Origin of the sequence: Ensifer adhaerens, from assembly GCF_013283195.1 — a bacterium.
GTDB classification, from domain to species: Bacteria; Pseudomonadota; Alphaproteobacteria; order Rhizobiales; family Rhizobiaceae; genus Ensifer; species Ensifer adhaerens_G.
The window spans coordinates 290522-303216 of sequence record NZ_JABEKT010000004.1 but is presented as its reverse complement, the minus strand read 5'-3'; the positions used below and the strand labels follow the sequence as shown (position 1 = coordinate 303216).

13 protein-coding genes are annotated in these 12695 nt (G+C 63.1%); 9 read left to right on the top strand and 4 right to left on the bottom strand.

The features are described from left to right. Positions 1-123 precede the first annotated feature (123 nt). The 8 genes from LPJGGPFB_RS27880 to LPJGGPFB_RS27845 all read left to right on the top strand — a co-directional run bounded on the left by LPJGGPFB_RS27880 (position 124) and on the right by LPJGGPFB_RS27845 (position 8630). On the top strand, positions 124-1116 hold the full coding sequence (locus tag LPJGGPFB_RS27880; RefSeq protein WP_173423176.1) for an autoinducer 2 ABC transporter substrate-binding protein: 993 nt from the start codon (positions 124-126) through the stop codon (positions 1114-1116). A gap of 181 nt (positions 1117-1297) precedes the next feature. After that, positions 1298-2812, top strand: coding sequence for a sugar ABC transporter ATP-binding protein (locus LPJGGPFB_RS27875; protein ID WP_173423175.1), 1515 nt, complete (start codon positions 1298-1300; stop codon positions 2810-2812). Further along, positions 2805-3806, top strand: a complete 1002-nt coding sequence (locus LPJGGPFB_RS27870) for an ABC transporter permease (RefSeq protein ID WP_173423174.1) — start codon at positions 2805-2807, stop codon at positions 3804-3806. The genes LPJGGPFB_RS27875 and LPJGGPFB_RS27870 overlap by 8 nt, the downstream gene beginning before the upstream one ends. Beyond that, positions 3803-4801, top strand: coding sequence for an ABC transporter permease (locus LPJGGPFB_RS27865; RefSeq protein ID WP_173423173.1), 999 nt, complete (start codon positions 3803-3805; stop codon positions 4799-4801). Before LPJGGPFB_RS27870 ends, LPJGGPFB_RS27865 begins: the two co-directional genes overlap by 4 nt. Positions 4802-4803: 2 nt before the next feature. Then, entirely contained in the window at positions 4804-5652 is an 849-nt protein-coding gene (locus LPJGGPFB_RS27860; protein WP_173423172.1) for a sugar phosphate isomerase/epimerase family protein, read from the top strand. 49 nt (positions 5653-5701) lie between these two features. Beyond that, positions 5702-7147 carry an FGGY-family carbohydrate kinase gene (locus tag LPJGGPFB_RS27855; RefSeq protein ID WP_173423171.1) on the top strand — a complete coding sequence of 482 codons (1446 nt, stop codon included), beginning with the start codon at positions 5702-5704 and terminating at the stop codon, positions 7145-7147. A gap of 20 nt (positions 7148-7167) precedes the next feature. Next, positions 7168-7863: a class II aldolase/adducin family protein gene (locus tag LPJGGPFB_RS27850; RefSeq protein WP_173423170.1), complete on the top strand. Its 696-nt coding sequence runs from the start codon at positions 7168-7170 to the stop codon at positions 7861-7863. A 215-nt stretch (positions 7864-8078) separates the two neighbouring features. Next, positions 8079-8630 (top strand): gluconokinase, encoded by a 552-nt coding sequence (locus LPJGGPFB_RS27845; protein WP_173423443.1) that lies wholly within the window; start codon positions 8079-8081, stop codon positions 8628-8630. Between the two features lie 32 nt (positions 8631-8662). Here the strand turns inward: LPJGGPFB_RS27845 and LPJGGPFB_RS27840 are convergent, their stop codons facing one another. The 3 genes from LPJGGPFB_RS27840 to LPJGGPFB_RS27830 are packed head-to-tail and all read right to left on the bottom strand — an operon-like array spanning position 8663 to position 11523. Further along, on the bottom strand, positions 8663-9346 hold the full coding sequence (locus LPJGGPFB_RS27840; protein WP_173423169.1) for a beta/alpha barrel domain-containing protein: 684 nt from the start codon (positions 9344-9346) through the stop codon (positions 8663-8665). Positions 9347-9350: 4 nt separating this feature from the next. Continuing rightward, positions 9351-10352 (bottom strand): 4-hydroxythreonine-4-phosphate dehydrogenase PdxA, encoded by a 1002-nt coding sequence (gene pdxA / locus LPJGGPFB_RS27835; protein ID WP_173423168.1) that lies wholly within the window; start codon positions 10350-10352, stop codon positions 9351-9353. Then, entirely contained in the window at positions 10345-11523 is a 1179-nt protein-coding gene (locus tag LPJGGPFB_RS27830) for a four-carbon acid sugar kinase family protein (protein WP_173423167.1), read from the bottom strand. Before LPJGGPFB_RS27830 ends, pdxA begins: the two co-directional genes overlap by 8 nt. A 75-nt stretch (positions 11524-11598) precedes the next feature. Here LPJGGPFB_RS27830 and LPJGGPFB_RS27825 point away from each other — a divergent pair, with 75 nt between their 5' ends. Further along, complete coding sequence (locus tag LPJGGPFB_RS27825; RefSeq protein ID WP_173423166.1) at positions 11599-12462, top strand: LysR family transcriptional regulator; 864 nt, start codon at positions 11599-11601, stop codon at positions 12460-12462. Positions 12463-12542: 80 nt separating this feature from the next. On the opposite strand, the gene LPJGGPFB_RS33540 is transcribed toward LPJGGPFB_RS27825, so the two are convergent. After that, positions 12543-12665, bottom strand: coding sequence for a hypothetical protein (locus LPJGGPFB_RS33540; RefSeq protein ID WP_268833724.1), 123 nt, complete (start codon positions 12663-12665; stop codon positions 12543-12545). Between the last annotated feature and the right edge of the window lie 30 nt (positions 12666-12695).

The following is a 12695-nucleotide window of genomic DNA, read 5'->3' as shown; positions in this document are numbered from 1 at the left end:
GTCGTCTGAGGAGGCGGCGATCAGGGAGGCGGGAATTCGTTCCCAGCCAGTTGCGATTTGAAACTGGAGGCCGGCGCTTCTGCAGCCGGGCGTGTTCCCTATGGGAACGAGTGGAGGAGAGACATGATCAAGAAAATTCTGGTCGCTGCGCTAGCGACATCGCTTTCGTTTGCCGGTGCGGCTGCCGCATTCGCTCAGGATGCCGGAAAGGTCGGCGTCGTGGTCAAGATCGGCGGCATTCCGTGGTTCAACGCCATGGAGGCAGGCATCAAGGAACGGGGCCAAAAGCTCGGCATCGACGCCTTCATGGTCGGCCCGACGAGCGCCGATCCGGCGCTGCAGGTGCGTGCCATCGAGGATCTGATCGCCCAGGGCGTCAAGGTCATCGGCGTCGTGCCCAATGATGCCAAGGTTTTGGAGCCGGTTCTGACCAAGGCCAAGGAAAAGGGCATCATCGTCATCACCCATGAATCGCCGAGCCAGAAGGGCGCCGACTGGGACTTCGAGCTTGCGTCATCGACCGGCTTCGGCGAAGCGCACGGCAAGCTGCTTGCCGAAAAAATGGGCGGCAAGGGCGAATATGCCGTGTTCGTCGGTTCGCTGACCGTGCCGCTGCACAACGCCTGGGCTGATGCTGCCATCGCCTATATCAAGAAGAACCATCCTGACATGACGCTGGTCGGCGAACGCTACGGGGTCGCCGAAGACGTCGACAAGAGCCGGTCGACAGCGCTCGACCTGATCTCCGCCCACCCCAACCTCAAGGGTTTCCTCGCGTTCGGCAGCCAGGGACCGATCGGGGCAGGCCGTGCCGTCGAAGAGCGCCGCAAGGTTGGCGAGATCTTCGTGCTCGGCCCGTTCTCGCCGGGGCAGGGCCAGAAGCTCGTCAAGTCGGACGCGATCTCCGGCGGCTTCATGTGGAATCCGAAACAGGCAGGCGAGGTGTTCGTGACGCTTGCCGACAAGTTGATGAAGGGGGAAGAGGTGAAGGACGGCGACGAGATCGAAGGTCTCGGCAAGGTCAAGCCGGACTTTGAAAACCGCAACATCATCGTTGATCAGCTCGTGCCGATCAACAAGGACACGGTCGCCGATCTCGCGGCGATGGGGCTCTGATCTGCCGCAGCGGCCCGCACGCCTCAGACGCGCCACCGCCGCTGCCGCATTTTGAATAGTTGCATGCCCTATCCCCGGATCGACGCGATCCCGGGCGGCATGCACCGGGTTCTCCCGGCTGCTGGGCCGGCTTCGGCCGGCCTGGCACGTCCTTCAAAAACGGTCCTTAGGACACACGTTCATGCAACAGCTTGCGATCACGGGAGGCAGCGAAAAGCCGCTTCTGTCCCTGCACGACATCAACATGACCTTCGGTGGCGTCAAGGCGCTCAAGAATGTGAGCTTTGACGTCCGCCCGGGTGAGGTGCACTGCCTCGCCGGTGAGAACGGTTGTGGCAAGAGCACCCTGATCAAGATCATCACCGGCGTTTACCGTCCCGCCGATGGCGCCTCGATCGAGTATGACGGCGAGACCTATTCCCACATGTCGCCGGTGACCGCCCAGGATCGCGGCATCCAGGTCATCTGGCAGGATCTGGCGCTTTTCCCCGAAATGAGCGTGGCGGAAAACATCGCCTTCCAGACCGTCCTCGGCCGCTGGCCGAAGCTGGTCGACTATGGCCGCATGCGCAAGATTGCGACGGACGCGCTTAAGCGTCTCGGCATCACGCTCGACGTCGACCTGCCGCTCAAGGAATACGCCATTGCCCAGCGCCAGATCGTGGCGATTGCCCGCGCGCTCGTCGGCGAAGCGAAGCTCGTCTTCATGGACGAGCCGACCGCATCGCTGACGCAATCGGAAACCGACCATCTGCTCGACATCGTGCGCGGTCTTTCGGCCGCAGGCGTCGCCGTCGTCTTCGTCAGTCACCGCCTGGCGGAAGTGCTGGAAATTTCAAGCCGGATCACCGTCTTGCGCGACGGCGCGCTGGTCGGCGTTTATCCCGCCGCCGGCATGACGCAATCGCGCATCACCGAACTGATGACTGGCAAGACTTTTGACCAGCAGGTCCGCGCAAAATCGCGCGACGATCAACCTGTTGTCCTTGAGGTAAAGGGGCTGAGCCGACCCGGCCAGTTCGACGATATTTCACTCACCGTCCGACGCGGCGAGACGCTCGGGATTACCGGCCTTCTCGGGGCCGGCCGGACCGAGCTTGCGCAAACGCTCTTCGGCATGCTGCAGCCGGCCGCCGGCGCGATCACGCTTGAGGGCAAGCCGGTGCATTTTTCCTCCAACCGCGATGCGATCAAGGCGGGCGTCGCCTATCTCTCGGAGGATCGCCTGTCGCTTGGCCTCATCCAGCCGCAGTCGATCGCCGACAATCTCGTCATCAGTTCGCTCGGCAAGATCGTTTCCGGCGGCTTTCTGTCGGACGAGCGCAAGCGTAAGCTCGTCGCCGGCTGGATTGCCGATCTCGGCGTCAAGATCGGCCAGCAGGGCGATGCGATCTCGACGCTGTCAGGCGGCAACCAGCAGCGCATCGCCATTGCCAAATGGCTGGCGACCGACCCGAAGCTGTTGATCCTCGACGCGCCCACGGTCGGCGTCGATGTCGGCGCGCGTGCCGGCATCTTCGATATCGTCGCCAAGCTCGCTGAGACAGGCCTTGCGATCATCCTGATTTCCGACGAGGTGCCGGAAGTCTATTTCAACGCCGACCGCGTCCTGCATATGGCGCAGGGTCGCATCGTCGGCAGCTATGATCCCCGCAGCGTTCCGCTCTCCGAAATCGAGGGAGCGGTCTATGCATAGTTTCGCCCGCACCCACGCGACCGAGGTCGCGCTCCTCGCCGTCATTGCCGTCATCTGCACGGTTCTGTCGTTCGCGACCGCCAACTTCTTCTCGATCGGCAACGCCTTCGATCTGTTGAACACCAGTTCGGTCAACATCATCTTCGCCGTTGGCCTGCTGGTCGTGCTGATTGCCGGCGGCATCGACATCTCCTTCGCCGTCGCCGCCTCGGTCGTGCAGTATGGCACGGCGATCGCGCTCGGCTGGATCGGCGGCGGTGGCTGGATCTCCGGCCTCGTCATTGCCGGATCGATCGGCATCTGCCTCGGCGCAGTCAATGCGCTCCTGATCCATCGCTTCCGCATCATTTCGATCGTCGCGACGATATCGACCTTCAACATCTACTTCGGGCTATTGATGTTCTTCACCAAGGGCGTGTCGATCTACGACCTGCCGGAATGGCTGACCGATCGTGTCGTTCTGTTCGAACATGAAATGGCAGACGGCAGCTGGATCGAGATCACGCTTCCGGTGCTGGTCATGGTGCTGTGCGTCATCGCCACCTGGGTACTGATCACCCGCACGACCACCGGACGGCAACTCTATGCCTTCGGCGATAATCCGGAAGGCGCACGCCGCTTCGGCATCAACATCGGCGCCATGCAGTTCATCGCCTTCGGCTGGCTCGGCCTTATGGCCGGGATCGGCGGGCTGGTGCAGGCGCACTACGCGCAGGAAGTGGTGCCGAACGCACTTTATGGGCGAGAACTCGACGTGCTGGCCGCCGTCGTTCTCGGTGGCGCAAGACTCGGCGGTGGCAAGGGCTCGGTGCTCGGCTGCGTGCTCGGCGTGCTCCTGATCGCGATCACCCAGAACGGCCTGAACCTGATGGGCGTTTCCCCCTTCGCCTTCAAGATGATCGTTGGCGCCATCATCCTGATCGCCATCACCCTTTCCAACACCAGCATCGAACGGCTTCTGCCCTTCGCCACCCAGAAAGGTGCACGCCGATGACAGGTTTTTCGGAACGCCTGAAGGGATGGTTCGGCCCGGAGATGGCGGGTCCCGGCCTGGCGCTGGTCGCCGTGATCCTGGTGTTCGGTCTCGTCTCGCCGCAGTTCCTGAGTGCTGCGACCTTCGGTTCGGTCGCGTTTCAGCTTCCCGAGCTCGGGCTACTGACGCTGGCGATGCTGCTGCCGATCCTGACCGGTGGCCTGAACCTTGCCGTAACCTTCACCGCCAATATTGCCGGGCTGACGCTTGCCTGGGTGCTGCAGGCGAATGGCGGTGCGGATGCCGGCGCCGGTGCCTTTGCACTCGGCTGCGTCCTTGCCGTGATGGTCGGTGCTGCAAGCGGCGTGGTCATGGGGCTGGTCATTGCCTTTACCCGCGCCCACCCGATCCTCGTCTCGCTGTCGATGATGATCTTCCTGCGTGGCCTCGGCGAGTTTCTGACACGCGGCGGCGACGTCTCCGGCTTTCCCGCCTTCATCGGGCCGCTCGGCCATGGCTCGATCGCGGGCATACCGGTGCCGCTGATCGTCTTCATCATCTGCGTGCTCGCCTGGCATCTGCTTTTGACCCGCACCAAGCTCGGCTTCAACACCTACATGATCGGCTCCAATCTCGAGGCGACGCGCTATTCCGGCATCAACACGCGCAAGGTGATCGTACTCGTCTACACGCTCTCGGGCGCAATGTGCGCCATTGCCGGCATCATCATGCTGGCGCGGTTCAACTCGGTGCGCATCGGCCACGGCGAGTCCTACCTGCTGATCACGGTGCTCGCCTGTTTCCTCGGCGGCGTCAATCCGTTCGGCGGCTTCGGCCGGGTGATCCCGGTGTTCGTGGCGCTCGTCGTGCTGCAGCTGCTGTCATCAGGGCTCAACCTGATCGGCGCCAATCAACATCTCGCGACCGCCGTCTGGGGCTTGCTTCTCGTCGGCGTCATGGTGCTGCGGTTTGCCGCCTCAAAATTCAAGATTTCATTTGTCAGAAAAGGAACGTGATCATGCAGGGTTTTGGCGTCCATACGAGCATGTGGACCATGAATTGGGATCGGCCCGGCGCCGAGCGGGCCGTCGCGGCGGCGGTCAAGTACAAGGTGGATTTCATCGAGATCCCCATGCTCAATCCGCCGGCGGTCGACACCGCCCACACCAAGGCGCTTCTGGAGAAGAACAAGCTGCGCGCGGTCTGCTCGCTCGGTCTTCCCGAGCGCGCCTGGGCTTCCGTCCGGCCCGATGCCGCAATCGAGCACCTGAAGATCGCTATCGACAAGACGGCGGATCTCGGCGGCGAAGCGCTGTCCGGCGTCATCTATGGCGGCATCGGCGAGCGCACCGGCGTACCGCCGACCGAGGCCGAATACGACAACATCGCCCGCGTGCTGCAGGCGGCGGCAAAACATGCGAAGTCGCGTGGTATCGAACTCGGCGTCGAGGCAGTCAACCGCTATGAAAACCATCTCATCAACACTGGCTGGCAGGCCGTCGACATGATCAGGCGCGTCGGTGCCGACAATGTCTTCGTGCATCTCGACACCTACCACATGAACATCGAGGAAAAGGGAATCGGCACCGGCATCCTCGATGCGCGCGAGCACATCAAATACATCCACCTCTCCGAGAGTGATCGCGGCACGCCCGGCTACGGCAACTGCGCCTGGGACGAGATCTTCGCGACACTTGCAGCGATCGGCTTCAAGGGCGGTCTTGCGATGGAAAGCTTCATCAACATGCCGCCGGAAGTCGCCTATGGCCTCGCCGTCTGGCGACCCGTCGCCAAGGATGAGGAGGAAGTGATGGGCAACGGCCTACCGTTCCTGCGCAACAAGGCCAAACAATACGGCCTGATCTAGAAGGCAGGCCAGTCTTTGGCGGTTCGGAAGGTGAGGGAGGTGCGGCGTCATGCCAACGTCATCACGCGACGATGAAGGCACGATCGCGGTGCTCGATGTCGGCAAGACCAACGTCAAGCTCAATGCCGTCACGGCCGATGGCGCCGTGCTCGAGACCCTCAGCATCGCCAACCCGGTGCTGCCAGGCCCGCCCTGGTCCCATCATGACCTCGGCGCTATCGGCGAGTGGGTCTTTTCCGGCCTCGCACAGCTCGCCCGGCGCCACCGGCTTTCGACCTTCGTCGCCTCCGGGCATGGTTCCGGCGGCGTGCTGGTCGGGGCCGATCCGGAGCAAGGCGACGGCGCGGCGCTGCCGATGATCGACTACGAACAGGCGCCGCCCGAGGCCATCCGGGCGGGCTATGCTCCGCTCTCCGGTTCATTCTTCGACCGCGGCAGCGCGACGATGCACGCCGCGACCCATCAGGCCCGACAACTCTTCTGGATGCAGGAGTGTGAACCGCAAGCTTTTGCCCGGGCGCAGTGGTATCTCGGTCTGCCGCAATACTGGGCGTGGCGTCTTTCGGGCGTCGCGGCATCCGAGGCGAGCCTGCTTGGCGCGCAGTCCCATCTCTGGAACGTGGCGGAGCGGCATTTCGCCCCGATCGTCGATCAGCGCGGCTGGGGCCGGCTGATGCCGCCCTTTGCCGATGCCTGGCAGGATCTCGGGCCGGTGCGCGTGGAATTGGCACGCCGTCATGGCTTGCCGCAGGATCTTCGTATCCTTACCGGCGCGCACGACAGCAGCCTCAATCACTACCGCTACCATGCTGCGGGACTGCGCGATTTCACCGTCATTTCCACCGGCACCTGGATTGTCGGCTTCTGCGGGCAGACGCCCCTCGATCGGCTCGACGAAGACAGGGGCATGACACTCAACAGCGATGTTTTCGGCAAGCCGCTCGGCGGCGTGCTGACCATGGGCGGGCGTGAATTCTCGCATGTTGCGGGTCACGGGCAGCCGGGCGGACCTGTGCCTGAACAAATCGTTCGGCAACTGATCGCGTTGAAGACCGTGGCGCTGCCATCCTTCGGTGACGATAACGGTCTGTTTCCCGGCAGCGCCGGTCAAGGACACATCACTGGGCCCAAGCCGGAGACGCCGCTGGAGCGCAAGGCGCTGGCCCTCATCTATTGTGCGCTGCTGACGGCCGAATGCGTCGAGGCACTGGGGGCGGGACCGCTCGTCGTTCTCGACGGCAGCTTCCTGCGCGACCCGCTTTATGCCCGCCTTGTCGCAGCCTTGCTGCCTGGTCGGCAGATCCGCTTCAATCTCGATACCTATGGCGTCGCCTCAGGGGCGGCCCTGCTTGCCGGTCAACGCACGCGGACACGGCCGGCACCGCTTTCCCTGGCCGAAGCCACAGATGTCCCGCCCCTCACGACCGCAATTTCCAACTACGCAGCAGAATGGCGCGCCAGCGCGCGCCGGCAAGCCGAACCTGTTTTTCAGTGACACTTCGAAAGGAAACTCCGATGAGCCAGCCCGATATTCTCTCCCTCCGCCGCGAGATGGTGGACATTTGCCGCCGGATGAATTCAAGCGGCATCAACCAGGGGACGGCCGGTAATCTTTCGGTACGCACCCCCGACGGCTTCCTCGTCACGCCGTCCTCGCTTGCCTATGACACGATGCAGCCGGACGATCTGGTCGAAATGGATTTCCAGGGCAACTACAAAGGTCCGCGACCGTCATCCGAGTGGCGCTTTCACCGCGACATCCTGCGCGAGCGCACGGATATCAACGTGGTTCTTCATTGCCATTCGATCTATGCGACCACGCTGGCCTGCCACCACAGGACCATTCCGAGCTTCCACTACATGACGGGCATTGCCGGTGGGACGACGATCCGCTGTGCCGAATATGCGACCTTCGGCACCCAGGCGCTTTCCAACAATGCTCTCGTGGCGCTCAAGGATCGCACCGCCTGCCTGCTCGGTCAGCACGGGCAGATCTCGCTCGGCAAGACGCTGGAATCGGCGCTGTGGATGGCAATCGAGATCGAGACCCTTTCGCGCATGTACGTGCAGGCGCTGACGCTCGGTGAACCGCCGGTTCTGCCGGATGACGAGATGGAGCGGGTGATCGCACAGATGCGCCGCATGAGTTACGGCCAGGCGCCGGACGACGAGGGCGTCAACGACATCGCACGCCCACGTGTCGCCAGCTAGAGCTTCCCGCTTTCATGTGAAATCGATGAAGGCGGATGAGCTGCCCTAGGATCTCCGAGGGCAGCTGCGAACTGGTTTCGCTCAGGCAGGGCACGACGCCCGAGGGCAACCGTCAGAGGCGGACGTCGTTTCGCAGCAAGTCGGCTTGTCTCGGCGCCGGTGCGGCGCTATCAGCAAACGGCGTCGCAATCATGAGCCGAAGAGACGAACGATCCATGGCGAGCCCCGACACATCCCCCCTTGACCAGGTGAGCAAATTCCTCGGCTCGATCGTCGTCATGGGCGTCTCCGGCTGCGGCAAGACCTCCGTCGGCGAGGCGGTGGCGCGGGCTTTTGGTTATGCCTTCATCGAGGGCGATGGCCTGCATCCGCAAACCAATATCGCCAAGATGTCGGCCGGCGTCCCGCTCACCGATGAGGACCGATGGCCCTGGCTTGGCGAGATCGGCCGGCAGCTTTCCGAAAGTGCCGAGCCACTCGTTGTTTCCTGTTCCGCGTTGAAGCGGAGCTATCGCGCCTTGTTGCGCGAGCGTGCCGGTGGCGATCTGATCTTTGTCTATCTTCAAGGCAGCCGTGATGTCCTCGCCGGCCGGATGCAGCACCGGGAAGGACATTTCATGCCGGCGTCGCTGCTCGATACGCAGTTGGCGACGCTGGAAGAGCCGATCGGCGAGCCCCGAACCGTCGTCGTCGATGTCGATCAATCCGCGGCCGATGTGATCAAGGCAACGCTTGCAGCACTCCGTGATCCGGGTTTGTCGAGCTAGGCGGCGTTGCTGGATGCCGGCTGCGGCGCGCGTTAGGGCGCTTTTGCCATTGCGGCCCTGATCGCCGACAGTTGCTGGGTCAGCCCCGGCCGCGATGCCGGAAAGACGCCGTCGAGTGCAGCGGTGCCGACCGTAAAGCCGGCAGCCTCGCTGTCGAGAACGGCCTGGATGCGGGCGGCTCTGTCGATCGATCCGGCGACGATCACCGGTTTGTTCACGGCGGCGCAAACGGTTTTGATCAGCGCCGGCACATCTGTTTGAGAGCGATAGGCAAGCAGGTCCAGCCCGTGGACGCCATCGTGGTTTGCCAGATCGATGGCGCTGGCTGTGATGTCGCAGATCGAGCCTTCCAAGGTGCTTGGATGCCCGGTGATCCCGCCGGCGAAGGGATAATATTTGATGCCCGTTCCTGCAAGCAGCGGAAGCACGTCGGCAACACGGGTACCACCCAACAGATAATCGACGCCCAATTTGACCGCTGCCCGGACGGAGACGATTTCGCTGTCGCCATCAAACGACACCACTTCGAGGTAACTGCGCGCGCCATTGTCCCGGATCGTCCGGTTGAGGGCGGAAAGCTCGGCGAGAGGCAGCCCGATATCCTTGAAGCCGATATCTCGCACGCCTGCGGCAAGCGCCGTGCGCACGTGAACGGCAGCGTCCGCCACAGTGCGATCATTGCGCGTCAGCATGAAGATGAAGTCCGGTTCGGACATGTTATTACTCCTGTGCGTGCGCCGCGTCTGCAAGGCGGAGGGCATAGTCGATTGCGGTTTTGAGGCTTGCCGGGTCTGCGATGCCGCGCCCGGCAATGTCAAACGCGGTTCCATGGTCGGGGCTGGTGCGGACGAATGGGAGACCGAGCGTAATATTCACGCCTTTCTCCAGCCCCAGGTACTTCACGGGGATAAGCCCCTGATCGTGGTATTGCGCCACCACCACGTCGAAACGGCCGTGTCGCGCCTGCATGAAAACGGTATCGCCCGGCCATGGGCCGCTGGCATCGATGCCTTCTCGCCGCGCCGCTTCGATCGCCGGTGCGATGATGGCGATCTCCTCATCGCCGAACAGGCCACCTTCTCCGGCATGCGGGTTGAGGCCCGCGACCGCGATCCGCGGCGCTTCTATGTCGAGCGCGCGACCACCTGCATGTGCGAGCCGGATGGCCGATAGCTCGGCATCGAAATCCACACGCCGTATCGCTTCCAGCAGAGAGCAATGTATGGTGACGAGAACCGTTCGAATATCCTCGTTGGCCAGCATCATCGCGACACGCGACGCTCCGGCCCGCTCCGAGAGGATTTCCGTATGCCCGGGATGGCAGACGCCGGCGGCGGCAAGGGCCTCCTTGTGGATCGGCGCCGTGACGATGCCAGCCACTGCGCCCGCAAGGGCAAGATCAATTGCCGTCGTGATCGCGTCAAAGCCGGCCTTGCCGCTGGCCGGATCGACGGTCCCGGCCGGTGGCAGAACGTCGAGTGAAGACGATGCGATCAGGTTTACGGATCCGTCCGCCAATCGGGATGCTTTGGTGTTCCGGATCGTATGGACGCGGACCGCGGCGTCGATCTGCGCGAAGGCATGCTGGACGACGAGCGGGTCGCCGATGACGACGCATCGTCGACGAACCTGCCTGTCGAGCATTGCCTTGGCAACGATTTCCGGGCCGATGCCTGCAGGGTCGCCCATGGTGATGGCGATCGGGCGCTCTGGGTCAATCATGGGTGCTGTGTCCGTTCTGTGCCGAAACAAGGTGCCGTGCCGCGTTCAAGAGTGTCGTCGGTGTGCCAAAGCCTCCGGCCTTCAAGGCGATGACGAGCGATTGCCCCGTTTCGCGCGTGGCGTATCCCATGGGAAATCCGGGTTCGAGTTCCCCGATCAGAGCGAAGCTTTTGACAGACAGCCGCTGCAGAAGAGCGTCCATGGTCTCGCCGCCAGTCGCAATGACCGCGCCGAAGCGGTGTTGTTGGAGCACCGCATAGGCCTCGTCGACAAGCGTTGAAAGCACATTCCTGGCATCCGCCTCGCGTGACGCCGGCGCTCTGAGGCAGGCGATCTGCGTTTCACCGGTTATGTCGGAGGCTCGTGTGGCGATGGCGGCGCCAGCTGCGTGAAGCGCAGGCGTTTGCCCGCGGCTGACCCTGTTGGCGCTGCCGACGACGACAAGAACGCGTCGAACCGAAGGCATCGGCGTTGCGGGTGCGGTGGATGCGGCGGCCGCCGTCAGGGCGGCGAGCGCCTGGGCCATGCCGGGTGAGCCGACCCACAGCGCCGGCCCCATCCGCGCAAGACATGCCACTCTCTCGTTCAGCTTTTCCTGGCTGTCCGCATCGACAATGACGATACGATTGCTGGAGGCAACGTTGCGAACCTCCGCGTCGCTCATCTCCACTGTGACGAGGGCAGTGACGCCTAGGCTGGGGTCGACGAGGTCGCGGATGTTGGAGGTGCGTGTGGGATGAGCCGGATCCTGCGCGTAGATAGTGTCGGCAACAGGCGTTCCATCAAGCCACTGGATCGCGTTGATCGTCGTGCGCCCTTCGGCGGGAAAGGCCGGTGCGATCACGAGGCGCTGCCGTCGGCTCGCGTGGAAGGCCGCCAGTATCTCCGCCCTGATATGCCCGCGCAAGGTCGAGTCCATGGTCTTGTAGAGGGTACGATCTCTGGCGAATGCCGAGGCGGCCGCTCTCGTTGCGCCGGCCGCGTCGGTCACCGACATGCCGCGGCTGCCGGTATCGACCGACAAGATGGCCGTTTCGACGGTCTCCAGAGTTCGGCGATGGATGCAGGGTCGGTGGCCCCGTTCCAGGAAGGGGCCAGCCCCGTCCGCCGCACTTGTAAGGTCGTCGGCAATGATGCCGATGCGATCGAATATGTCACCAAAGTTTTCCATGCGGTGAAAATACCGCCCGGATAAGTCGATAAAAAGCGATATGATCTGACCTGTATTGGTGATAGATAATCACCAATGAAACGCTCGGATATTCCCTCTCTTGACGACCTGCGCGCCTTCGAAGTCGTGGCGAGGCTGGGCTCGGTGCGCGCGGCCGCCATAGAGCTGAACCTCACCCACGGCGCCGTCAGTCGCCGTGTGTCCAAGCTTGCCGGTGACATCGGTCTTGAGCTTCTCGAACCTCACGGCCGAGGTTTGCGCCTGACCGCAGATGGCGAGAAGCTGGCCCAGGCAACGACCAGGGCGTTGGCCGTCGTTTCCACGACCCTTGATGAACTGCGCAGTGCAGCGTCGGCGCAGCCGGTTCTGGTCTCCTGCGAACGATCGCTGGCGATGCGCTGGTTGATCCCGCGGTTGGCCGAGTTTCAGGACCGGTATCCGGACGTCGATCTTCACCTCGCTGTCGGAGGCGGAGCATTCGACTTCACCCGTGACCGCGTGACCCTGGCCATCCGGCGGCTGGATTTTGCCATCGACTCGCGGTGCGCGATCACGACCCTGGCGAGGGAGGAGATGGGGCCCGTAATGCAGGCAGGCATGGTCGAGCGGTTTTGGGCCAGTGATTATGTCGCATTGGCGTCAAAGACGAGGCCCGATGCCTGGGATAACTGGGAGCGGGCAAACCCGGGCGCACCGAAGCCGCGCGCCACGCGCCACATGGATCATCATTTCCTAATGGCTGAAGCCGCTGCCGCTGGCCTCGGTGTGGCCATGTGCCCAAGGATCATCGCTTTGGACGACATTCGCAACCAACGGCTGGTCGCCCCGATGGGGTTCGCTCCCGACGGCTCCGAATATGGTCTCATCCAATCGGCGCTGAAACCCGAGACGCCGCATGCATCGCTGTTCAAGACCTGGCTGCGGACGCAGGTCGCATAGGCAAAGCACCTGCTTGCGCTCTCGGAAAGCTCACGGACGTCGCGGCCAAAGCTGGAGCGCGCTTCTGAACGGACCGCGATCTAAAGAATGCGCCCGAACAGGGAGCCATAGGCGATGATGGCGATCGCAAGCGTGAATCCGGCGCCCACGAAAATGGGGCTGAAATCGTAATCCTGGAAACGGGCAGGAAGTAGGCTTCTCATGACGAGCTCCAATTTCACTCTGCTTGCGAC